Origin of the sequence: Micromonospora sp. C31 (assembly GCF_018070575.1) — a bacterium.
Taxonomy (GTDB): Bacteria; Actinomycetota; Actinomycetes; order Mycobacteriales; family Micromonosporaceae; genus Micromonospora.
On record NZ_JAGPXN010000024.1, the window covers coordinates 17,197 to 40,489 of the forward strand.

The window sequence follows — 23,293 nt, forward strand, 5'->3', positions numbered from 1 at the left end:
GCCGGCGCGGAATCGGTGGAACCGGTCGGTGCCGGCCGGTGGGATCAGCCGACGCGGGGCCGGTGGGGCCGGCCGGGGGTCCACCCGGGCGTCCCGGAACGTTGCCTCAGACCAGGTCGAACTCGCGGGCCAGGTACTGGAACCTCTCGGCGGTGAGCACGGTGGCCAGGATCTGTTCGTCCTCGGCCGAGAGGTCGTCCACCTCGTCGTCGAGCACCTTGGCGAGGACCTGCCGGGCGGCGTCCGGGTCGAGGTGGGTCAGCGGCTCCTGCCGCGCGAGGTCCGCCTCGTCGGCGGTTGCGGTCTCCGGGTCGAGCACGGCGGTCGGGTCGTACTCCGCCTCCGGGTGGTGGCCGACGGACGGGTCGAGCCCGGTGCCGTGGTCCTGGTGGGTCCACTGGTCCTGCCCGGTGGTCCACTGGTCCTGCTCGGCCCACTGGTCCTGCTCCGACCACTGGTCCTGTTCGTCGTAGGACTGTTCGTCGGTCTCCAGGTCCTGGTAGGCGGCGAGGGTCCAGGTCTGCACCACCCTGTCGATCACGCGCGCCACGTCCGCCGCCGGTTCGCCCATCTCGTCCACGGCGAAGATCTCGACCGGGGGCACCGAGCTGGCGTACTGGTAGACGGCGTTGTAGAAGTCGGCCAGCCACTCGTTGTGCTGGTACCAGTCCGGGTCGCCCCAGTTCTCGCCGAGCAGGCCGGGCAGCAGCTCCCAGCTCGTCTCCGGCTGACCGGCGAGGATCCGGCCGACGCTGACCGCCGTCCAGTTCAGGTAGGAGTACGCCTCCTCCAGGCTCGCCGGCCCGGTGGGGTCGAAGGTCTCCGGGTAGTTACTCATCTCGACTCCCCTGTCAGGCCGTCACGGTGAAGTACTTGTTGCTGTCCTCGTCGAGCAGGCGCAGCACCGGATTTCCGGACTGGTCGACGCCGAGCCGGAAGTCGCCGGTGTCGTCGTGGGACTGCGACTTGCCCAGCGCACCCGCGTGCTGGGCCCGCCAGGCGATCTTCACCTGGGCCCCGACCTGGCCGTTGACCTCCTCGACCCGTGCGCCGAACCGCAGGGTCGACGTCTCGTGGAAGCGGTTCTTGATCGCCTTGATGTCGTACTTGGTCCCGTCCTCGCCGACCACGAGTGGATCACCCGCCACGGTGTCCAGCACGGTGAGCGACACGTCCTGGAAGCTGGCATACCGGACCCCGTTCTGCTGGACGACCTGGCGTTTGCCGGCCTGGTCCGGATCGGTGAAGTAGTGGACCAGGGTGTAGCGGAGCAGCAGCAGCACCCTGATCTTGGTGCGGACCTGGCTGCCCAGCACGGCACCGTTGCGGATGTACTCCAGCCGCATCGCCCCCTGGCGGCCGTTCTGGCCCGCCCGGGCCACCACCCCGTTGGCGGCGGCGCTGTCGACGGTGAGCGTGTCCGGGCCGCTGAGCTGGTCGAATCCGATCACCCGCAGGCTGTCGTGCTCGTACGCGGCGAGCGCGTGCGCGGCCTGCCAGGGGCTCCGGGTGATCCGGGTGGCGGCGAGCAGGGACACCTGGCCGGCCGGGGCGTTGGCCGCGCCGATCAGGCTCGGCCGGTTGTGCACCCGTCCGCTGAGCGGCGTGATGCGGAAGTGCTTCTCGGTCCGCCCCTCACCGGGGGCGATCTCCAGCAGGCCGTTGCTGTGCACCAGGAACGCGCCGGTGTCGTTGTGGTTCAGCGCGAGCGTGGCCCCCATGACGGTCTTGGCCTGGTGCTGGACCCGGTAGTTGATCCGAAAGTGCGGCAGCCCGCTGGTCACCGGCGTGGTGTCGAAGACCAGGCTGCCCACCTCGTTGAACTTGTTGAACGGGTTCCGGCCCCGACCGGTGGCCATCAGCGAGATGCTCAGTCCCGAGATGCCCCACATCGGATAGTCGGCAAGCGCGTTCAGGTCGCTGGGCTGCAGGCCCTGGCCGGCCTTCGGCACGTAGTCGAAGGTGGTGAACCGCACCAGCAGTTCCACGCAGACCCGTTTCCGGTCGGTCACGCCGACCTTGCCCCGGCGCAGGTAGCGCAGCCAGTACACGTGGTCCACGGACTGGCTGCCCCGCACCATGACGATCTGCCTGTCCCCGAGTGGGTTCGGCGACGCCAGCATGTCCAGCGGCATCTCCTTCTCGAAGCGGGCGTCGTTGAAGGCGGTGACCTGGAACAGGCCTTCGGTCAGTCCCCGTGCCTGGCCGGTGACGAACCCGGTCAGGCCGGCGGTGGTGTTCAGTACGATGGCTGCTTCTGCCACGGACGTACCTCCGTCTCAGCTGGACCGCCGGACGGGTGACCGGCGGTGGTGGTCGGGGTGGCGGCGCGGTGGACCGCGCCGCCGGCGGAGCGTCACTCCCGGGCGAAGAACTCGAGTTCGCTGACGGCCACGTCGGTGCCCTTCTCCGCCCGGTACACGTCGGTGACCTGGATCTGCACGCTGGTGACCCCCTTGGCGGCGGTCAGCGTGAGGGTCTGCGGCTCGCCGGTGTCCTGGACGGTCAGCGTGTCCGAACGGTTGGTGGACCAGACCAGGTGCAGCTTCGCCGGCCGGTGCGAGGCGGTGTAGTCCTCCGCCGTGCCGGCGATGACGATGAGCCGTTCCAGGTCGACCTCGGCGCCGAAGCGCAGGGTCACCGTGGGCGGCCGATCGGCGTTCCAACGGACCTGCCAGTGCGTGTTGCGGTACTGGTCGACGGTCAGGTCCGGGCCGTGCCCGGCGACCGACGCGCTGCCGGTCACCTCCACCGGCCGGGCCGCCACGAACCGGGGGTTGAGCTTCCGGTCGACCCAGGCGCGGGCGTCGCGCACCGGCGGCAGCACGACCGCGTTCACCCGTTCCCGCAGCGGCGGATAGATCAGGTACGCGACACCGAGCGCGAAGAGCAGCACCGCGGCGACCGCGTTCGCCCGCTGGTAGACGCGATGGAGCACGCCGACGCCGCCGCCGCCCGTCCCGCCGCCCGGGGCGCCGGGACGGGTGCCCGCCGCTGCGACCTTCGGGCCACGCCGGGGCAGCAGCCGTTGCCACCACCGGCGGCGGACCACCTCGGCGGTGCGCAGCGAGTCGCCGCAGCGGCTGCAGAACCGGCGGGTCGGCGGGTTGCCCTCGCCGCACTCGCCGCAGACCAGGTCACCCGGTTCCAGCCGGCGGGTGGAGGCGCGTCGGCCGGTCGTGGCCGTCCGGGACCGGGCCGGCTGGGGCGTCACCTCCTCCGGTTCAACGCCCACCCGGACACCGGCACGGGCCCGCCCGGACGTCCGGCCGGTGGTCGTCCGCCCGGCCTGGCTGGCCGGGTCCTCCACGGTCGCCACCAGTGCGCTGGTGTGTGGCGCGGCGAGCGCGCGCCGGGGACGCGGCGCCGGGACCTGCTCCTCGTCCGGATCGTCGGCCCGGCCCGCCCCGTCAGTCGGTTCCGGCACGGCCGACCCGACGGCGGTCACCTCGACCGCGTCGACCGGTTCGTGCTCCGGATCCGCTCCGGCCGGCCGGGACAGCCCGGCAAGCCCGGCATCAGTCCCGGACTCGTCAGCGCTCGCGGGTTCGCCGGAGGCAGGCCGTGCCGGGCCGGGCGGTGGTCCGTCGGGCACGCCGGGCCGGGTGCCGGCGGGGCGCTCCACCGGTCGGGGCAACCGTGCGTTGGCCACCCCCGGTGGTGGCGGGGGCAGCTGGCGCGGCGGCCCACCCGTACCCGGCGGCCGCGCGCCCACGCCCGGCGGGCCAGCCAGTGCGGACCGAAGCCCCGGAACCGCACCACCACCGGTGCCGGGCGGGCCGGGACGTACGCCCGGGGGCGTTGCGGGGCCGCCCCCTCCCGGCCTACCGGGACGGGACATCCCGGGCGGGCCGGGACGGGGACCGGGCGGCGCACCCGGGCGGCCGGTGCCGGGTGGGCCCGGTCGGGCCCCGCCGGGCAACCCCGGGGGACCGCCCAGCCCGGGACGGGCCCCCGGTCCCCGGGCGGAGCCGTCCGAGACCCGGACCACGCTCTGGTCGACCGGGGAACCGCCCGGGGCCGGCGCGATCACGCCGGCGATGCGTTGCAGCAGGGTCGGACGCAGGCGCTGCTCCGGCTCCGGCTCGGGATCGGGCGCCACGGTGACCTTCGGCGTGGTCTTCTCGCCGGTCCACTCGAGGAAGCTCCCGCAGGAACCGCAGAAGGTGTCCGCGTCACCGTTGTGGTTGCCGCACTCACGACAGACGATCATGGCCGAGTACCTCCAGGGTCGTCGCGACGTGGGCCGGCACGGCCGCGCGGATCAGCTCCTCCAGGGCGTACCGGGCGACCCGGTCGGGTTCGGCCGTCCGGACGCGGACGTGCAGCCGGGCCGGCGGGACCGGCCTGGTGTGCGATCGCGGGTGGGCCGACCAGGAGACCTCGGCCGAGTCCACGACCTCCACCTCGCCGTCGGTCGCCAACTCCAACAGCATCCGGAGCCCGCGCGCGGTGCCCCGTAGCCGGTGCGCCGCGGCCGCGGCGGCGACCATCGCGCGCTGCCGCTCGACCGGCCAGTTCTCGTCCAGGTGCGCTCCGACCCACTCGCCGAGCCAGAGCAGGAAGTCCGGCGGCGTCAGCCACGGATCGAGGTACGCGTCGAGGCAGTCCAGGGTGGAGACCACCGGGGCGAGCACCTGGTCCAGGGCCTCGGTCCAGCGGACCAGCAGGTCGTCCTCCTGCAACAGGGCGGGTAGGAACCCGGCGACCGGGTACGGCATCCGCACGTCGACCAGGCCACGCATCAGTGCTCCTCCACCCGGAGCTGATGGTCGAAGGAGAAGACGAGGCTGTCCGGCTCCAGGTCGATCCGGCCCGCCTCGGCGCCCCGTTCCCCGGTCACCGGGTTGGCGGTGAACAGCCTCAGGTCCTCCACCAGTTCCACGCCCCGGACCCGTTGCAGCACGGCGAAGAGTTCCCCGGCCTGCACCGGACGACCGAAGGGCCAGCCCAGCCCGTCCGGGCCACCGCCGGCCAGCGGGCTGAGGAAGCCGTACAGGGCGGCCAGGCCGTCCTCACGGACCCGGTCGACGCGGACCCGGGGCCGGGCGACCACCCGGGCCACCACGGTCACCCCCCGGTAGCGGGGCGGCTCGACGACCACCCGGGTACCGATCAGCCGGGTGGCGTCCAGCCGCTCGGCCACCCGGGTCAGACTCGCCTCGGCCGGGATCAGGTCCTCCAGCCGCAGCCGGCCCCGGTCGGTCGGGGCCGCCGGCACCACCAGGATCCGGGCCACCGGCGGGCCGGCGCCGTCGCCCGGCACGCAGCGCACCCGGGCCAGCTCGGGGGCCGCCTCGCGGGCGAGCACCTCGTGGTCCTCGACGGTGACCGCGCGGTCCCGGCTGCGCAGCGTCAGCGGGCCCCGGCGGCGGGCCTCGTCCAGGGTTTCGCCGTCCACGCCGCCGCTGGCCGGGTGGCGGTTCTCCACTCCGGCGACGTACGGGACGCTGGTGCGTAGCGCGCGGACCGCGCTGGCGGCGACGTTGCCCCGGCTGCCACCGCCGACCGCGTAGCGGCGCAGCCGCAGCCGACTGCCCCGGGGCGGCACGGCACCGTGGCGGCGCAGCGTGCCGTCGGGCTGGCGGACCGCCGGGCCGAGCACGACCTCCCCGGCCACCCCGTCGAGCAGGAAGTGCCGGTCGTCCGGTCCGCTGGCGGCGAAGTGGCGGACCGGGGTCCACGGCTGCCAGCCGTCGTCGGAGCTGACCTCAAGCACCGGGTCGCCGAGGTTGGTCAGCACCGGTCGACGGGACAGCGGGAAACGCTGGCCGGGCACCCCCTCCGAGTCGCCGAGTTCCTCGTCGTCGACCAGGTCGGCGTGCACCGCCTCGGTGGTGCCGCCCACGGTGTTGGCGGCCAGGCCGAGGATCACCGGGGTGGCGCGGTAGGCCGGCTGGCCCTCCTCGGGCTCCACCACCCGGGCCCGCAGCCAGCCGGCGAGGACGCCGTCGACCAGGGTGGCCTGGTGTCCCTCGGGTACGTGCAGCAGGAGCGGCCCGGGCCGGTTGAGCGCGCCGGTCTCGTCCAGGCTGACCTCGCACTCCCGCCAGCCGTCGGCGACCCGCGCCTCCCAGCGCAGCGGCGGGTGCTGCGGGTTGACCCCGACGCCGTCCACCCGGCCCTCGAACTCCAGCCGCACCGCGCAGCCACCGACCGGCCGGTCCAGGCCGACCAGCAGTTCGTCGCCCGGCCGCGGTACGGCGGAGAACGCGGCCACCGGGCCGCCGAGTTCCAGGGCGGCGGTCTGGTCGGCGGTCCCGTCGGCGGTGCGGACGCGTAACTGGGTCAGGGCGCAGGGCGGCACGGTGAGGTCGGTCAGGGTGGTGAAGACCAGCGGGTCGTCGCCGTCGGCGACGGTGACCGCCCGGGTGCCCGCCGGGACGACCTGGGTGGCTCGGGCCGGCGTGGAGAGCCAGAACGTCAACGAGGTCCGGGCTGCGGTGGGCGGCACCAGGCGCACGCCGATCAGCTCCAGGAACTTCACGTACAGCCGGTCGGGCACCCGGTTGAGCCGGTAGATGAGCTGGTCGCTCAGGGACGCGAAGGTCTCGATCAGGGTCACGCCGGGGTCGGCCGGGTGCAGGTCGGTCCACTCCGGGCAGCGGTCGGCGATCAGCCGGCGCGCGTCGGCGACCAGGTCGTCGTAGGTACGGTCGTCGAGGGTGGGGGCGGGCAGCGCCATCAGTTGGTCACCTCCGCCCCGGCCGGGGCCTCGCCACCGGGCAACGTTCGCAGGTCGAGCTGGAGGCTGTGCGGGTCCTCGGTGCCGCGGACCCGGTAGCGGATGTCGATGTGCAGCAGCCCGTCGCCGCCGGCCGGGTCGTCGGTGACGGCGACCTCGTCGATCTCGGCCCGGGGTTCCCAACGGGCCAGCGCGGTACGGATCTCCACCGCGACCGCGCGGCGGGTCGCGGCGGTGGCCGGCTCGAAGACGAAGTCGCGCAGCCGGGAGCCGAACTCCGGCCGCATCGGGCGTTCACCCGGGTAGGTCGCCAGGATCACCTGCATCGCCTGCTCGATCAGGGCGGTCCCGCTGACCGTGGCGAGCCCGCCGTGGGGCTGGACGCGCAGGGGAAAGGCACACCCGGTGCCGATGACGTCGGCCTGCATGGCACTCCTCAGTTGAGCTGGATGGGTTTGCCCTTGATGGCGGTCGCCGCGGTGCCGCTGATGTTGACCTGCGTACCGTCGATGTCGACCGTCTTGGCCTTGAGCTTCAGGCTGGTGCCGCCGTCGAGGGTCATGCTGCCGCCGGGTCCGGCCTTGATCTCCACGGCGGTCTGCCCGGTGCACTCGATGACCAGCTTCCCGGGCCGGTCGGGGGCGCAGCGCAGGGTCACCTCCCCACTCACCTGGTCCATGGCGAGGGCGAGCTTGTCGCCCTTGGTGCCGAGGACCACGTTCGCGGCGGTGGGTCGGCCCTTGCCGCCAGGGGGTACCTCGTCGTGGAAGACCAGTCGGTTGCCGGACGGCGAGAGCAGTCCGCGCCGGATCACCGAGCCGGTCTGGCCGACCGACTTGACGCCGCTGGCACCCGGTTTCGTCGACGAGGTCTGTGCGCCGTCCAGGCCATACCCGGTGTGCCGGCTGGGCAGGCTGCCCAGCACGTACGGGCGGCGTACGTCGCCGAACTCGAAGGCCACCAGCACCTGGTCACCCGGCTCGGGAACGAAGAACGCCCCGGCGACCGGACCGGCGAAGAGCTGCCCGACCGGCGCCCAGTCGGTCTCGTGGTCCGGCGACAGCCAGGGCAGGGCGAGCTTCACCCGGCCCAGGTTCCGCGGGTCCCGGACGTTGCTGACCACCCCGCAGACCACCCCGTCGATCCGACCTGACCCGGATCCGCCGCGGGTGTCGTCGGTGCCGGTGAGGCCGAGCAGCGACCGGTCCTGGGTGCCGCCGACGGTGAACTCGGTCCGGTACCCGTCGGCGGTCTCGTCGAAGACGTGCCGGGCGGCGCTGAGCGTCCAGGTGCCGGCGAACGGCGCCGGTACTCCGTCCACCCGGATCGCCCGGCCGGCGACCAGCCGGGCGTCGCCGAGCGCCTCCCCCTCGGCCTCGGCGAACGAGCCACCGAGGCCGGCCGCCAGGCTGGCCGCCAACTCCCGGACCGCGCCGTCGGCCCGGTCCGGGACAGGCAGGCCCCGGCCGACCAGGACGTGCGCCCGGGGGCCCGGGGCCGGCCCCACGTCACCGATGGCGCTGTTGCCGGCACGCGGGGCCGGGGCGGCGCGGGGCACGAAGGTGTCGGCGGCACCGGCCGGGGTCCGGCCCGCGCCCAGGTTCACCCCGTCGGCGGTGGTCGCGGTACGGCTGGCGACCACCGTCGCCGCGACCGGGTCCCAGGCCCGCACCTCGACCTCGGGGGCGAGGTTGCCGGCGGTGACGCGGGGCAGGAAGCGGCGCAGGTTGCCCCGGAAGGTCAGTGGCAGCGGGGTGCCGGCCCGGCTGGCGGTGGTCGCCCGCCGGAAGCGGAACCGGTCGCCGTCGGCGCCGACCTCGTAGCCGAGTTCCCGGGCCCGGCCGGTGAGGAACTCCCAGTCGGTCTGGTCGACCTGGGCGAGATGGGCCAGCGTGCCGCCGGTGGAGTCGATGGTGCCGAGGGTGAGCTTGGCGGCGGTGGCGACCTGGCGGGCGATGTCGGAGTCGGACTGGTTGAGGAAGGTACGGGTCCGGCGGACCCGGTGCAACCGGTGGTCGTGGGTGTAGCCGCGCACCACCACGTAGGCGGTGAGGTCGACGAAGCGGCCTTCCAGTGCGGTCACCTCGCCGCTGATCAGCCGGTGCTCGACCGAGCCGTCCTGGCTGGGACCGAAGACCTGCACCGCCGTGCCGAGCTGGAGACCGGCCCGGGTGAGCACGTCACCGTCCAGGTCGGCGAAGGTCAACTCGAACATGTCCGGCAACCACAGCTGGGTGTCCACCACCACCCGGACGAGACCGGCGGCGACCGGTGCCGGCAGGTCCCGACCGGCCGCGCCGGTGGTGACCCGGGGGCGCAGGGCGGTCGTACCCCAGAGCAGGTGGTGCCGGTCGACACCGCTCATCGCCGCGCCCCCGGCGTCGGCCTTCCCCCGGCACCGCCACGGGTCTGGGCCCGAATCGGGTCGTCGATGCCGCTCGCCGAGGCCCGTTGCCGCCACTGCGCCGGGTCGGTCCACACCGAGCGGGGCGGTGGCGTGGCACCGGACTGCCTGGGGAAGATCTCCCCCTTGAACACGACCAGGTCCAGGGTGGCCTGGGCCCGGATCGGCTGCCCCTCCCCGTCGAACCGGGTGAGGTTGACATTCAGCGTGCTCAGCTTGACCGTCATGGAGAGCTTGCCCCAGGTGAAGGTGAGATCGGGCAGTGCGGCCTCGCTGGTGGCGCGGTTCTGGTCTTCGGGGGTGGGCGTCCCGGAGAAGGCGATCAGCTTCTGCACGTCCTGCGCCACGCCGGGCCCGACCAGGAGCACCTCCCCCGCCGACACCCGCAGCGCGGTGTCCGAGGCGATCACCAGGCCCTTGCCCTGCCCGACGAGCTGGCTGGCCCGGGAGGATCGGGTGATGTTCATCCTGGTCGGGTTGTAGGCGAAGGTGACCGTGCCGATCGTCGGCGACGACAGCGAGGCCGTCGCCGCCCGAACCTGGAGGTCGGGGAAGAAGCCCTCGTGCACCAGTTCCAGGCGCTCCACCGCCACCTGGTTGGTGTCGGCGGAGAGGTCCGGTCCGGACCACGACGACGGGCGTACGCCGTAGAGCAGCCAACTGTCGACCGGTTCGCCGTCGGCGTCGAGCAGGGTGATCCGGGCGGTGGTCCGGGTGTCGTCGCCGGTGCCGTCCCGCCAGGAGCCCAGGACGTCGACCAGCCAGCGCTGCAACCGCGCGGAGTGCTCCCGGTGGACGGCCCGTTCCAGCACGAGCGGCGGGTAGCTGACCTCGCCCGGCAGGTGGTACTGGCCGACGTAGTCCCCGCTCACCCGGACCACCTCCGGCCTGAAGTCGGCCCGCAGGCCCCGGCAGGAGCGCCAGAGGCCGAGTTGGACGCCGCCGATGGTCACCTGGAACCGCATGGCGAGGCCGAGCTTGTCGGTCCGCCGGACCCCGGGTCCGCTGCGGAACAACTGCGCCAGGCCACCGGAGGCCAGCCCCTGCGCGGTCTGGTTCGGGTCGCCCAGCATGCCGCCGAGCTGTCCCGCGGAGATCGTCGCCATCACTGCTCCGTTCTTGGTCTGGCTGCGTGGTGGAGGGCCGGGTCAGAGCGAGAACGAGACGTCGTCGTCGAGGAAGCCGGTGTGGGCCAGCTCCAGGGTCTCCACGACGATCCCGACCCGACTCGGGTCGAGTTCGGACACCGACCAGCCGACCGGGAAGAAGTGCTTCAACTCCCAGCCGACGATCTTGATGCCGAGGCTGTCGACGAGCTGGATGCTGCCGCTGAGTGGCTGGTACCGCCGGGCCTGCTGGCAGAGCCACTCCTGCACCACCTGGGAGTCGAAACAGACCGCCCGGCTTAGCCGGATCCGGCTGTAGGTCGGGTCGCCCACGAAGGTGTGCACGTCGTTGCTGTCCCCGGCGCGGTACTCGCAAACCTGCCAGGTCACGCCGAGGCCGGAGACCCGGGACCAGGAGCCGAGGTTGTAGCGCTCGTCGTCGATGACCACCAGGTACCGGTGGTTGACTCCGGTGACCTCGAAGAAGCCACCCATCAACCGGGCCGCGGTGGAGAGACCGCCCGCCATCGTTCGTACCTCCTCGTCGTCTGCGTCGTCGTGCTGGTGGATCGCGCGTTTCCGGTCCGGGTGTTCCTGTGCCCGGTGTTCCTCGACGGGGCGTCGTCGGGTCAGGGGAACCGGGCCAGTCGTCCGCCGCGTTCCCGATCGACCAGCAGTTCCTGTCGGAGCCGGGCGCGCAGCCGTCCGTAGAGACGTCCGGCCAGTTCCTCCAGGTCGTCCGCGTCGTCCAGGTCCACCGTCCGCCCCGGCAGCCGGTCACCGAGCCAGGAGCGCAGGAACGCGATGTCCCGGTCGAGACGAGCCGTGGCGGCCTCCTCCCGCTCCGTCGCGGTACGCAGCTCCTCGCGGAGTCGCTCCACCGCGCCGCGGACCTCGGCGAGGCGGCCGGCACTCCGGTCGAACGCGGGCGGGGCGGTCGCGGCGGCCACCTCGGCCCGTAGCGCCGCCAGGGTCGTCTCCGGCATGGGCTCGGACGACCCGACCTGCTCGGCCCCTTCCTGCCGGTTCACCTCGGCCCGCACCAGGTCGCGCAGGTCGGCCAGGGCGTCGGCGGAGCCCCCCACGGGTGCCCGCTGCGCCGGGTGACCCGTCGGGGCCGGGCCGGCGGGACCGGCCCGCCAGGTCAGCCCGCCGTCCGACGTTGCCCCCCAGGTGCCCCCCGCGGACGTCGAGGTCGCTCCGGCGGGGACGACCGCACCGCCGGCCACCAGGGGCACCGTCGGAGAGGTCGGGCCCACCCCGTTCGGCGTGGACGCGCCACCGAAGGCGTACTCGGCGGCCAGGGCACGTGCCTCCAGGTCACGTCCAGCGGCCGTCGACTCCGCCGGGGTCGTCCCGCCGAGCACGCGCTGCTGCACGACGTGGGCCAGCTCGTGGGCGAGCAGGGCCCGGGCGGGCGGCGCGTCGAGCGGGCCGGCCTCCGCCGGCAACAGGACCTCGCCGTTCCGGGCGGCGGCACGGGCACCGGCCTGCCGTACCTCGGCGGTGGCCCGGGGGCCGCGCCGGACCGGCACGTCCGAGACGTCGACGTCGTACCGGCGGCGGAACCCGTCCACCAGTACGGCGGGCACCGGCTCGGCGGTAGGCCCCTCGGCCGGTGCGGCCGGGAGCACCCGGGACGGCGGGTCCGGGTACCGCAGCGGCACGGCCGGTGGGTGCCCCGGCCGGGTGGGCGGCGCGTTGCCGGACGGACCACCAGCCGTCAGGTCGTCTCCCGACCTTCGCTCCGGCGTCGCTTGCTCCCCGTCGGTGCCCGTCACCGGAGACGACCGGCGCAAGGGACCGCCCGGAGTGGACGGCACGGCTGTTGCGGAGGTGATCCGGTCGTCCGTGGCCGACGCCAGTCCGGTGCCGGGTGCCAGCGCCGGCCACGGGTCCGCGACCACCGGCATACCGATGGCGGGCCCGGTCGGAGACGCCGGGCGCCCCGCGGGCGGGGTGGGCGTGCTCGGGGTGGACGCACCCGACGTCGGTTCCGTCCCGGTGGGACGCGGATCGGCGTACCCCGCGACGCTGGCTGGGGTGGGCAGCCGTGGGGCACCGGTGGTTGGCTCCCCCGCGTCGCCGGACAGCGCGCCGCTGGTGGACACCGGACGGCTGACCGGCGGTGCGTCGCCGCGATCCTCCTCAAGGGTCGCCGGGTCAGGGCCGATGACCGACACCGCACCGCCGCCCGACAGTCGACCAGGAGTTCGGGCCGGGAGTTCCGTGCGGATGACCGATGCCGGCACCCCGATCGTGGCGGGTGACACCGGCGCCGGCCGTTCCCCGGCGCCGACCGACGAGGTGTCCGTACGCCGGGTCAGGAACCGGGCCGGCGACAGCGCAGTCTGGTCACCCGCCGGACGTACGGCGACCCCACCCTGCGGCGCGGCGACCGGGTCACCTCCCGATGGGTCGTCCGGTCCGGCGGTCGACCCGGTCCGTTCCACCCGCCGCGTGACCGGTCCGGTAGGCCGATCCGGGCGGTGCGTGGCCGGCCCGATCGGCTCGTCGCGGCGGTGCGGGGCCGGGCTGGCCGGGGCGGCGGGGCTGTGTGCGGACCGTCCGGTCGGGTCGTCGGAGCGGTGCGCGGGCGGGTCGGTCGGCGACACGGGCGGCGGGTCCTCGGCCGGTGGCGGGGCGGTGTTCGTCGCCGGCACTGCTGCCGGGCGGTCCCCCCGGGCGCTCACCGCGTCCACCGGCCTCACCTCGCTGGGGGTGACCGGCGTGTCCTCCCCCGCCGGAGCCGGGCGGGTCGGTGTGCGCCGGGCGGACCGGGCACGGGAAACCACCTCGACCGGGCGGACCGCCCGACCGGGCGCCGGTGCCGAGCCGGCACCGAGCTGCTCGCCGTCGGGCGGCGGATCGGTGGCGCGCGGTGCGGTCTCGGTCCGCTGTCGCACGGCCCCCGGCGTCCCGGCCGAGCGGGCCGCCTCCGCCGCCCGGGTGGCCTCGGCCGCGACGTAGACGTCCTCGAAACCGGGGGGCGGCCAGACGGGCGCGACCGGCAGTCCGGCAGCGGCGAACCGGGCGGCGGTCCGGGTTGCCGCCTCGTCACGCCCGGCCGGGCCACCGTTGCGCGCCGGTCCGGTGGCCGGGTCCAGGTCGGGCTTCAAGCTGCTGGCCGGGTCCAGCGGGTGCTCCGGGCCGATGGCCGGGTACAGGTCGTCGTTTCCGGCCAGCGGGGTCGCGTGGGTGGCTGCCGGGACGACCGGCGCCAGCGTGCGGGGCGTGTCCACCGGACGGCGCACCGGGCGGGCGGGGTGCTCGGTGGGCAGCGGCGCGACGACGGGCCCGGCGGACCGGGGGACGGCGGTGGCGACGGCGTCGGAGAAGGCCGGCCCGGACGACGGGACACCCGCCAACACCGGGGGCAGGGTGAGCGTGACCATGGCCGGGACGGGTGCCACGGTCAGCAGGGGCGCGGCGGCTGCGGCCCACTCCCGAGCGGGGTACGCCGACGCCGCCAGCGGCACGGGCACCCGCGCCAGCGGGGCGTCCACCAGCGACCGCCGTCCCCCGGCGGGCGGCACCGACGCCGGGACGGACGCCTCGGCGGCCGGCTGACGGCCCGGCCGGAACAACCGGCGGGGCCGGAGGGACCAGGCCATCCCCCACCTCCTTGGAAATCAGCTCAGGGACCGGTTCGTGGTCGGGAGGGACGGGTCAGGCTCCCGCTGGCACGGCGCCGGCCAGGTCCACCGCGAACTCGTCGCCGCAGTGCGGGCAGGTGACCTCCGCGCCGGTGTGCCCCTGCTGGTTGACCCGCCGGTAGAGGTCCTGGAGGAAGGCCAGGTCGGAGGCGAAGAGCCGCTCGATCACCGTGGTGTCGACCGGCTGCACCGCACCGATCCGGGTCACCGTCCGGGCCAGCAGCAACACGGTGAGGTACGCCGGGTTCTGCCGTACCCGGGGATCGCCCTGGGGGTGGATCTCGTCGCGGGCCGTGGCGAGCCGCAGGACGCCCTGCCGGTGCACCGCGCCCCGCTCGTCGACCAGCCCACGGGGCAGCACGAACGGGAACTCGGTGCGCGGGCCCGCCGCCGGTCCAGCGGCGGGCCCGGCGAGGTCAGATCCGCGCATTGAAGTCGAACAGGTCGTCGCACATCAGCGTGACCGTCTGGTAGACGATGTCGGTAGCGCCGGCCTTGACCCCGCTGACCTCCACCTTCGCCGGCCAGGCGTTGGTCATCATGTAGGTCAGCCGGGCGTCGCCGTTGAGGTCGTCACCGGGCCCGTAGAGCTTCAGTGCGCAGTCCCGATACGCGTCGTACATCAGATTGCGCACCTTCTGGTGCCAGAGCCAGAGGTCACCGTTGAGGTCGAGTCCCCGCTTGAGGGTGACCATCGGCGGCTTGGTCCGGCCGAAGTGCCGGGAGAAGATCGGCCCGGTGGGACCGGCGGCCATGTACTCGGCGTTCTCCACCTCGCTGCTGATGCCGACCAGCTCGGCGAAGTTGACCGCGTTCATGCCCGGCACCTCCAGCCGGAACACGGCGGCACTGATGATCTCGGTGTTCTGGCGCGGGTCCTGGGTACCCTGACCTGCCATGGTCGTCCTTCCTGGTTACGTCGTCGCTCGGGCTCAGTCGTCGCCCGCGCCGTGCGAGAGCTGGGAGAGGCGGAACACCACGAACTCGGCCGGCTTGACCGGTGCGATGCCGATGTCGACGGTGAGGATCCCGGCGTCGAGGTTCTCCGGCGGGTTGTTCTCCGCGTCGCACTTGACGAAGAACGCCTCGGACCAGGTGTCGCCCATCAGGGCGCCGCTGCGCCACACCCGGCGAAGGAACATCGTGATGACCCGGCGCACCGCGTCCCAGAGCCGGGGATCGTTGGGCTCGAAGACCACCCAGTTGGTGCCGAGCAGGATGGACTTCTCGATCCAGTTGAACAGCCGCCGGACGTTGAGGTAGCGCCACTCGGCGTCGCTGGAGAGCGTACGGGCGCCCCAGATCCGGATGCCCTGGCCGGGGAAGGACCGGATGCAGTTGACCCCGATCGGGTTGAGCTGGTCGTGCTCGCCCCTGGTCAGGCCACTCTCCAGGGCGAGCGCACCCCGGATGATCTCGTTGGCCGGCGCCTTGTGCACGCCCCGGGTGTCGTCGTTGCGGGCCCACACTCCGGCGACGTGGCCGCTCGGCGGCATGAAGACCGCCCGCCCCTGCGCCGGGTCCATGACCTTGATCCAGGGCCAGTAGAGGGTCGCGTACTTGGAGTCGTAGCCGGCGACGTCCTGCCGCCATTCCTTGAGGCGCTGCGGGTGCAGCCCGGGCGGCGGGTCGAGGATGGCCACCCGGTCGCCCATCAGCTCGCAGTGCGCGATCATCGCGAGTTGGACGGCCTTGTACGCCTCGTCGTCGATGACCCCGCGCTGGTGAGCGGCCGCCAGGTCCGGCACGCTGAGCATGGTGACGTCCTCGATCGCTTCCAGCCCGGCGAACCCGGTCCGGTCGCTGACGTCCCCGACGTAGTCCTCGGCGCGCACCCTCAGGTCGCCGTCGACGGTGGTGGTGTCCGGCAGTGCCGCAGCGGCGAGGGCAACCTCGGCACCGCGTCGAGGCGGGGCGAGCGTCGTGCCCTTGGCCTCCTCGATCTGGATCAGCTTCGACTGCTGGCGCACGACGGTGACCACGTTGCCGGCACCCCGGCGGGTGGTCAGGTTGTCCAGCGTCTCGACCGGCTTGCCGGCCTGCTTCACCACGAGCTTGAAGGTGTCGTCGCCGCCCTCGGAGGAGTCGGTGACCTCGACCGAGAGGTCCTGACCGGCCGGGCCGGGCAGGGCGGCGCGAACGGTGAAGGAGAGCTTCCCGTTGTTCCCGCCGGCCGGCACCGCCGCGGTGGCGTACGCCCCGTCGCCGCCCGCCACCCCGGCGTCGCCGTCGGAGCCACCCACCCGGACGACGTACGCGCAACCGCCGCCGTTGAGGAAGTATCCGTAGACCGACAGGGGCAGGAACGCCCCCGCAAGGAACCCGCCGAACGTGCGGGTGTACTGCGACCAGTTGGTGATCAGGGTGGGCTCGTCGACCGGCCCCTTCTCGGCGAAGCCGACGAACGCGGCGACGGCGGTCCCGACCGCCTCGATCGGCCTCGACCCGGAGGACACCTCCTCCACGTAGACGCCCGGCGACAGATACGTCGGCATCGAACCTCCTGTACGACGGTGTGTTGCGGCGAGCATGCCAACGGTGCCGGGCCGGATCCGTTGCCCGCCGGACCGCCACGGGGGTAGGCCGCACTGCCCCGAAGGGCAACGGGATCCGCCCCACCGGCCTGCCCGGTCGCCGAGGCAGGGCGGCCCCGACGACCGGCAGGGTGGGTGGGTGATCTGGGATGTCGACCTGTCGGTACGGGCCTGGCTGGGCAGCTACCTGCCGCCGGGGGTGCCCGTGGTCTTCGACCCGCCGGACCGCTGCGCGCAGCTGGCCGGCGAGCGGGTCTCGGCCTTCCTGCTCGATGTGGAGGAGGACCCCGATGGCGTCTCCGCCAGCTGGGACGACCTGCGCGACGCCACCGGCCAGGTGACCGGACGCCGCCCGCCGGGGCGGCGCTACCGGTTCAGCTACCTGCTGACCGCCTGGGGACCGGACACCGAACGCGAACACCGTCTCCTCGGCGACCTGCTGGTCGGCTGCGCGGGTTGCACCGCGCTGCCCGTCCGTTTCCTCGTCGGGGCCCTGGCGCGGGCGAACCAGCCCGTCGTGGTGCGCAGCGCCCCCCGCCGCGAGGGAAACGGCGGGTCGGCGTGGCTGCCGCGCGACGGCGCCGCCCGCAGCGGCCTGCACCTGCAACTACTCGTCCCGTACGTGCCGGAGGCCACGACCGACCTGGCGCCCGCACCGCGCGAGGTGAGCGTCAGCGCCGGACGGCACGGCGGCACCTCCGGGGCCCGCGCCACACGCCGCCCCGGACGGATCAGCGAACCCGGCTGAGCGCCGAGCGGATCGGGGTGGGGCCGGCCCGAACCGGACGACCCCGACACGGGTCGGGCCAGCGGGTTGCCCGATGAGGTAACCACAGCTGCCCGTTGGTGTTCCTCGATCGCGGTACTGCCGGCACCCGCCGCGCGGCGAGACTGCGCGGCATGAGCGCCGCTGTGGGACTTGCCGAGACCGAGCTGACCGTCGCGCCCGGCGACGAGGTCGGCTGCACCGTACGGGTGCGCAACACCGCCTCCGTCGTCGACCACTTCACCCTCGACGTGGTCGGCGACGCCGGCGCCTGGGCCCAGGTCGAGCCACCGACGATGAACCTGCTGCCCGGCACGGAGGAGGAGGCCCGAGTCACCTTCCGGCCGCCCCGCTCGGCCACCGTTCCGGCCGGCGACCTCGACTTCGGGGTACGGGTCCGGGGCCGGGAGGACCCGGACGGCTCGGTCGTCGAGGAGGGCCGGGTCACCGTCCTGCCCTTCGTGGAGCTCGCCGCCGAACTGGCGCCCCGGACCTCCCGGTCCCGTCGGACCGGGGCTCACCAGCTGGTCGTGGACAACACCGGCAACACCGAGACCACCGTCGAGGTGCTGCCCACCGACCCGGACCTGCTGCTCGGCTTCCGGGTCCGGCCCGCCGCGCCGGTGCTGCGTCCGGGCACCGCCACCTTCGTCAAGCTGCGGGTACGCCCGAAGAAGCGGTTCCTGCTCGGCCCTGACCGCAACCTGCCCTTCCAGGTGGCCGTCACCCGGCCCGAGACCGGGCCGATCACCTGCGACGGGCTGCTGATGCAACGGGCGGTGCTGCCCGCCTGGTCGCCCCGGGTGGCGCTGGTCGCCGTGGCGGTGGTCGTGGCGGTGACGGCGCTCTGGTTCGCGGTGCTCAAACCCACCGTGCAGTCCACCGCCAAGGAGGCCGCGCAGGTGCGGACCCAGCAGCTCAACCAGGATTTGAGCGAGGAGGTCGCCGAGGTCAGGACGCAGGCCAGCGAGGCGGCGCAGACCGCGGAGAAGGCCGAGCAGGCGGTGACCGGGGGGTCCGCCCCGCCGAAGCCGAGCGCGCCGGCGAGCCCGACGGCCGGCACGGGGAACGGCCCGGGGGGCGGTCCGGGCGGAACGCTGGAGAACGCCGACCCGGAAACCGCCGCCGACTTCCGGGTGGCCACCAACGCCTCCCCGACCTCCAACGAGTTCGCCCTGTCGACGTACCGGCCGGCGGCGAGGAAGGTGCTCTGGGTGACCGACATCGTGTTGCAGAACCCGCACGGCGACGCGGGCGTGCTCCAGGTGCGGCGGGGTGACACCGTGCTGCTGGAGACCGGACTGAACAACTTCCGCGACCTGGACTACCACTTCGTGCAGCCGTTGAAGTTCTCCGCCGGCCAGCCGGTCACGGTAGCCGTCCGGTGCACCAACCCGGGCAACACACCGTGCACCCCCGCGGCCTACTTCGCCGGCCAACTGGTGCCGGTCGCACCGGCGACCAGCCCGTCCGCCAGCCCCGGCGCCGCCCGATGAGCGCCCGGCCGGAGTCCGGCCCGGCCACCGACGTCACTCCCGTACGCACCGCGGTCCGCGCCCGCGACCCGATCTCCCAGGCCGGGGTGATCGCCCAACTCGGCGGCGGGCCGGGCGACGGGGATCCGGCCGGGGTCCGTCCCGTACGGGCGACCGAGGACGACGCTACGGCGGACGTGCTGGTGCTCGTCGGGGACACCGTGGACGAGTGGCTGCTGGCCCAGCTCGACGCGCTGGCCGCCGCACCCGCACCGGCACCCCGGCCGGTGCTGGTGGTGGGACAGCTCGACGACACGGCGGGGCTCCGGGCCATCGAGGCAGGCGGGCTGAGCATGGTACGACGCGCGGAGAGCACCGCGCCGCTGCTACGCGAGGTGGTGCGGGCCGCCGCCCGAGGTGAGGCGCGGCTCCCCACCGACCTGCTCAGCTCCCTGCTGACCCGGGTGGGACGCGCCCAGCGCCAGGTGCTGACCCCCCGGGGTCTGACCATCCTGCCCCTGTCGCCACGGCAGCTCGCCGTGCTGCGGATGATCGCCGCCGGGGCGGACACCGCGACGGTCGCCCGGGACCTGTCCTACTCGGAACGCAGCATCAAGAACATCGTGCGCGAGATCACCGTCCAGCTCGGCGTGCGCAACCGGACCCAGGCGGTCGCGCACGCCATCCGCGAGGGCCTGATCTGAACGTCCGACCGGTCCCGGTCCCGGAGACAAGGAAGGAGCGGCGACGTGGGCGTACCCGCGGCGAAGCTCGGCGACAAGGTGGTCGGCACCGACACGCACATCGTCATGCTCCCCTCGCCGGTGGGGCCGGTGCCGACCCCGACCCCGATGCCCTTCACCGGCACGATCACCACCGGGTGCAGCACCGACGTGCTGATCGAGGGGAAACCGGCCGCCGTGGTGGGCAGCGGGGCGGTGAACGCGCCCCCGCACGTACCCACCGGCGGGCCGTTCCAGGTCCCGCCGACCAACCAGGGAACCGTCCTCGCCGGCAGCCCGCTGGTGCTGGTCAACGGCAAGCCCGTCGCCCGGCACGGCGACAAGGTCAACACCTGCAACGATCCCGCGCCCGCGCCGAACGGCACCATCGTCGCCACCGGTCAGGTGCTCGTCGGCTGATGGCGCCGGGGGTCAGCGGCGCCGGGTGAAGACGCCCGGCTGCGCCGTCGGGGACTGCACGAGGAACGTCCCGCTGGTCACCGTCCCGACCGTCGGCACCGCCGCGACCGCCGTGCGGGGACCGGCCGGGCCGTCGGCGAAGACCACCATCGGTACGGCGAACCGGCCGGAGGCATCCGCCGCCACGGTCACCGCTCCGGTGCCGTCAGCCCAGGCCAGCGAGACCGTCGCGCCCGGCGGGAAGTCCCGGCCGATGCCGGTCACCACCTGACCGGGCCGGCCGACCCCCGGGTTGAACGCCAGGATCGGGCTGCGGCCGAAGACGCGCAGGGTCAGCGACTGCGCCGCCCGTCCCCCGGTGTCGGTGGAACTGGCCAAGGTGAGCACCGTGCTGGCCGCCCCGATGACGCGCGGGGTCGCCGCGACGTCCAGCGCGCAGGAATCGCCGGCGGCGAGCACCGTGCCACACCCGTTCCCGCTGACCGTGAATGCCGCCGGGTACGGCTGCGGGCCGAGCGTGGCGGCGACGCTGAGCGGGTAGTCCCCGGAGTTGCTCAGGAGTACCCGGCGGGTCGGGGCGGCCACCCCGAGGGATGCCTCACCGAGGTCGAGCAGCGTCGTGTCGGAGTGCAGCACCGGCACGTCGGGGGCGGCCCCGGTCACGGTCACCGCCAACCGTTCCGCCGCGCCGTGGACGATCCCGTCCACGGTGAACGTCAGCCGGCAGGTGTACTCGCCGTTGCGGGCCTTCGGGTCGACCCGCACCGTGAGCGTGACGTCGACGCTGCCGCCGCTGTCGACGGTCCGCTCGCCGGGCGTGACGTCGGCGCTGAGCTGCGGGTCGCAGTCGGAGACGCGGGCGGTGACGGTGGACGGGATCGCCCGGATGCCGGCAAGGATCGCGGTGGAGACCTCACCGGCGGAGACCGCCCTGAGCAGCACCCCGTCGGTGCGAGCGGTGATCTCGGTGAACTGCCCGGTCTGGTCGAGGCTGGAGAGCGGGGACGCGGTGACGTCGACCGCCACCACCCGGATGCCCCGGGCGGTGAGCGCGGTGATCGTCCCGGCGAGGTCGTGGCCGAGGCTCGGATCGTGCGACGGCGCGTCACCGAAGATCACCAGGATCGGGCTGCTGTCGGTGCGAAGGGCGACCGCGCCGGTGGCGACCCGGGACAACGCGTGCAGGTTCGCCTCAGGGATGTCCCCGCCACCGGCCGGGGTCCAGGTGTTCACCGCCTCCTGCACGGCGGTGGGGTCGGCGGTCAGGTCCTGGTTGACCCGGAAGGCGTACTCGTCGCCGCCGTCGCGGTACTCGGCGACGGCGAACCCGGCATCCGGCTGTACGGCGCTGATGTCCGCGACGATCCGGCGGGCGTTGGTCTTGACGTCCTCCAGCGCCCCGCCCATGCTGCCGGTGGTGTCGGCGAGCAGCACCACGTCGGGGCGGGGCGGCACGGTGGCCGTGGTGACCGTGCGGGTGAGCGACGCCGACCCGCCGGGGGTCAACCCGATCGCCGTGTCGGTCAGGCCACCGTGCGGCGCGACGGCGGCCGGTGCGGCGGCGTCCGCGACGCTGATCCGGAACTCCGCTCCCCCGCCCGCGGCCGGTGCCGCGAGGAACGCGGCGTGCCCGGCCGGTGGAGCGCTGGCCACCAGGATTGCCACGACGGCCAGCGCCGACGCGGTGCGCAGTGAGCGGGAGGCGAATGCGACCATGCCGGGCATTGAAGTCGGCCGGGCCGGCGCTGCGCAGCGGGTGGGCGGACAGACCCGGGTGCAGGCCTTCCTGCACCCACGGGCAACACCGACCGCACCCGCATCCCTCGGACCTGCCGGCGCACCCGGTGCCGGCCGGCCGGGTCGGGTCAGGACAGCACCTTGACCGTCATGCCGTCCGAGCAGCGCCGGACCACCGCGACCAGGCTGGCCTGGTGGCTCGGCTTGACCGAGGTGACGGTGAAGTACGCCTTTCGGCCCTTGCCGTGCCGCACCACGTAGCTCTCCGCATCGCCGCCGACCCACAGGTCGCCGAACGTCTTCAGCACGTTGTAGATCGGCGTGTACATGTCGTTCTCGTCGACGTAGAACATCACCAGGTCCTTGAACTGGACGTAGTGCGTGTACGCGCCGTCACTGTCGAGGGTGGCGAGGATCCCGGTGTTGTGGGCGTTGAGCGCCGAGTCGATGGTCACCGTCACGTCCACGCTCTCGCCGATGACCGAGACCACCATCCGCTCGTCCCGGTACATCCGCGCGAAGCGGTTGCCCATGGCCTGCTCGATCCGCTCGACGAGTTCGTCGAGGTCGACCCCCCACCGGCCGAGGTGGACCTGCGCCTCGTCCCAGCTGAACGTCTCGGGCAGGTGGGAGTTCGCCTCGGGGTTCAGGGTGAAGGCCACCCCGAGCCGGAAGGGGTAGGACAACCAGGGATACCGCCTCGCCGCGACCTCGGCGGGCTCGCTGAACGACACGCCCGGCTTCCGGACGACGGTGACCGTCCCCTCGTCGCTGCGGACGTACGCGGTGGCGTCGCTCTCCTCGTGACCGTGGTGGCCCTGGTTGTGGCTCGGGATGTGGAGCGGGCCGTCGACCCGCTCCTTGCCCTTCTCCAGGGCCTGCACCGCCTGGTGCTCCTTCGCCTCGCCGGCGAGCAGCGCGCAGTCGTCGAGGAAGGTGTCCATCACCCCGCCGTCGCGCAGCAGCGCGACGGCGGCCTGCTGGATCTCCTCCCGCCACAGCCGAAACGTGTCGATGTCGGCCGAAAGCGCGTCGGCGAGCACGTTGGCGTCGTGGTCGTCGCGGACCTGCGTGGGCACATGCGGGAATCGCGTGGTGGTCCGTTCCAGGGCGGTGAGCATCGCCGGGTCGTCCCACGGGCGGGGCAGGCGCAGGTGGAGGATGTCCAGCGTCTCCGTGACGTCCTCGGCGTAGGCGTTGGTGACCAGCAGGTACTCCACGGCGCGGACCAGCTCGTGCGAGTACGGGTAGCGTTCGGCGACCCATCTGCCGAACAGCCGCGTGCCGTAGTCACCATCGAGGACGGTGGCGAACTCCACGGCAGTGAAGTACGCGGGGTCGGAGGCAGCGTCGTGCCAGTAGGTCTCTCGCCAGGTCATGACCGCTCTTTTCACTCGGCGACAGTCGACGCGGTCACCATGGCGCAGCGGTGGGCTCACCGACACGCGCAGTCGGCGGCCTTCGGGGCAGTCCGTACTGCCTCACCAGGCAGCGCGGGCCGCGGCTGCGGACGCCGGTAAGGCATCGGCCCCTGGCCGGTACCAGTGTCGAAAGCAGGTAGCCATCACACGGGTCGACATCGGCCACGGGGAGGTTGCCCACCTCGGACAGCCGAGCACAAGTGTTGCAGTACAGCCGAATCAGCGCCTCGTCCCGCAGGTTGACGAAGCCCTTGCCCTTGCACGCGTCGAGGAGCTTTCCTGTGTCCCCGACCCGCAGAACCGGAACCAGCTTCCGGGGAGTCTTCGGCTGCCGCACCCACTCCATCGGCGAGCGGTCGATGGCCTG

The 23,293-nt window shown here is 73.7% G+C and carries 19 protein-coding genes; 4 read left to right on the top strand and 15 right to left on the bottom strand.

Going from position 1 to position 23,293, the window contains the following annotated elements; all coding sequences use genetic code 11:
* Positions 1-106 precede the first annotated feature (106 nt).
* The 13 genes from KBX06_RS24705 to KBX06_RS24765 all read right to left on the bottom strand — a co-directional run bounded on the left by KBX06_RS24705 (position 107) and on the right by KBX06_RS24765 (position 16,346).
* Positions 107-838, bottom strand: coding sequence for a hypothetical protein (locus KBX06_RS24705; protein ID WP_210839155.1), 732 nt, complete (start codon positions 836-838; stop codon positions 107-109).
* Between the two features lie 13 nt (positions 839-851).
* Positions 852-2,264 (bottom strand): hypothetical protein, encoded by a 1,413-nt coding sequence (locus KBX06_RS24710; protein WP_210839157.1) that lies wholly within the window; start codon positions 2,262-2,264, stop codon positions 852-854.
* A 92-nt stretch (positions 2,265-2,356) separates the two neighbouring features.
* Positions 2,357-3,427, bottom strand: coding sequence for a zinc ribbon domain-containing protein (locus KBX06_RS24715; protein ID WP_210839158.1), 1,071 nt, complete (start codon positions 3,425-3,427; stop codon positions 2,357-2,359).
* 769 nt (positions 3,428-4,196) lie between these two features.
* Positions 4,197-4,745: a phage tail protein gene (locus KBX06_RS24720; RefSeq protein WP_210839160.1), complete on the bottom strand. Its 549-nt coding sequence runs from the start codon at positions 4,743-4,745 to the stop codon at positions 4,197-4,199.
* A complete protein-coding gene (locus KBX06_RS24725) occupies positions 4,745-6,685 on the bottom strand; it encodes a putative baseplate assembly protein (protein WP_210839162.1) in 1,941 nt (646 codons plus the stop codon). Before KBX06_RS24725 ends, KBX06_RS24720 begins: the two co-directional genes overlap by 1 nt.
* The gene (locus KBX06_RS24730; RefSeq protein ID WP_210839164.1) at positions 6,685-7,113 is read right to left on the bottom strand and encodes a GPW/gp25 family protein; all 429 of its coding nucleotides are present in this window, start codon (positions 7,111-7,113) and stop codon (positions 6,685-6,687) included. The genes KBX06_RS24725 and KBX06_RS24730 overlap by 1 nt, the downstream gene beginning before the upstream one ends.
* An 8-nt stretch (positions 7,114-7,121) precedes the next feature.
* Positions 7,122-9,050 carry a phage baseplate assembly protein V gene (locus KBX06_RS24735; RefSeq protein ID WP_210839166.1) on the bottom strand — a complete coding sequence of 643 codons (1,929 nt, stop codon included), beginning with the start codon at positions 9,048-9,050 and terminating at the stop codon, positions 7,122-7,124.
* Positions 9,047-10,195 carry a phage tail protein gene (locus KBX06_RS24740; protein WP_210839168.1) on the bottom strand — a complete coding sequence of 383 codons (1,149 nt, stop codon included), beginning with the start codon at positions 10,193-10,195 and terminating at the stop codon, positions 9,047-9,049. The genes KBX06_RS24735 and KBX06_RS24740 overlap by 4 nt, the downstream gene beginning before the upstream one ends.
* 42 nt (positions 10,196-10,237) lie before the next feature.
* Positions 10,238-10,723 carry a phage tail protein gene (locus KBX06_RS24745; protein WP_210839170.1) on the bottom strand — a complete coding sequence of 162 codons (486 nt, stop codon included), beginning with the start codon at positions 10,721-10,723 and terminating at the stop codon, positions 10,238-10,240.
* Between the two features lie 101 nt (positions 10,724-10,824).
* Positions 10,825-13,809, bottom strand: coding sequence for a DUF4157 domain-containing protein (locus tag KBX06_RS24750; RefSeq protein ID WP_210839172.1), 2,985 nt, complete (start codon positions 13,807-13,809; stop codon positions 10,825-10,827).
* Positions 13,810-13,864: 55 nt separating this feature from the next.
* Positions 13,865-14,281 (bottom strand): hypothetical protein, encoded by a 417-nt coding sequence (locus tag KBX06_RS24755; RefSeq protein ID WP_210839174.1) that lies wholly within the window; start codon positions 14,279-14,281, stop codon positions 13,865-13,867.
* A complete protein-coding gene (locus tag KBX06_RS24760) occupies positions 14,268-14,750 on the bottom strand; it encodes a phage tail protein (RefSeq protein ID WP_210839176.1) in 483 nt (160 codons plus the stop codon). Before KBX06_RS24760 ends, KBX06_RS24755 begins: the two co-directional genes overlap by 14 nt.
* A gap of 33 nt (positions 14,751-14,783) precedes the next feature.
* Positions 14,784-16,346: a phage tail sheath subtilisin-like domain-containing protein gene (locus tag KBX06_RS24765; protein ID WP_210839178.1), complete on the bottom strand. Its 1,563-nt coding sequence runs from the start codon at positions 16,344-16,346 to the stop codon at positions 14,784-14,786.
* 178 nt (positions 16,347-16,524) lie between these two features.
* Here KBX06_RS24765 and KBX06_RS24770 point away from each other — a divergent pair, with 178 nt between their 5' ends.
* The 4 genes from KBX06_RS24770 to KBX06_RS24785 all read left to right on the top strand — a co-directional run bounded on the left by KBX06_RS24770 (position 16,525) and on the right by KBX06_RS24785 (position 19,768).
* Positions 16,525-17,133, top strand: a complete 609-nt coding sequence (locus KBX06_RS24770; RefSeq protein ID WP_210839180.1) for a Pvc16 family protein — start codon at positions 16,525-16,527, stop codon at positions 17,131-17,133.
* Between the two features lie 152 nt (positions 17,134-17,285).
* Positions 17,286-18,647, top strand: coding sequence for a hypothetical protein (locus tag KBX06_RS24775; RefSeq protein WP_210839182.1), 1,362 nt, complete (start codon positions 17,286-17,288; stop codon positions 18,645-18,647).
* Entirely contained in the window at positions 18,644-19,330 is a 687-nt protein-coding gene (locus tag KBX06_RS24780) for a LuxR C-terminal-related transcriptional regulator (RefSeq protein ID WP_210839184.1), read from the top strand. Before KBX06_RS24775 ends, KBX06_RS24780 begins: the two co-directional genes overlap by 4 nt.
* Positions 19,331-19,375: 45 nt before the next feature.
* The gene (locus KBX06_RS24785; protein WP_210839186.1) at positions 19,376-19,768 is read left to right on the top strand and encodes a PAAR domain-containing protein; all 393 of its coding nucleotides are present in this window, start codon (positions 19,376-19,378) and stop codon (positions 19,766-19,768) included.
* A 12-nt stretch (positions 19,769-19,780) separates the two neighbouring features.
* On the opposite strand, the gene KBX06_RS24790 is transcribed toward KBX06_RS24785, so the two are convergent.
* Both KBX06_RS24790 and KBX06_RS24795 read right to left on the bottom strand, forming a co-directional pair.
* Complete coding sequence (locus KBX06_RS24790) at positions 19,781-21,484, bottom strand: choice-of-anchor D domain-containing protein (RefSeq protein ID WP_210839189.1); 1,704 nt, start codon at positions 21,482-21,484, stop codon at positions 19,781-19,783.
* A 149-nt stretch (positions 21,485-21,633) separates the two neighbouring features.
* Entirely contained in the window at positions 21,634-22,884 is a 1,251-nt protein-coding gene (locus KBX06_RS24795) for a hypothetical protein (RefSeq protein WP_210839190.1), read from the bottom strand.
* Positions 22,885-23,293: the final 409 nt, after the last annotated feature.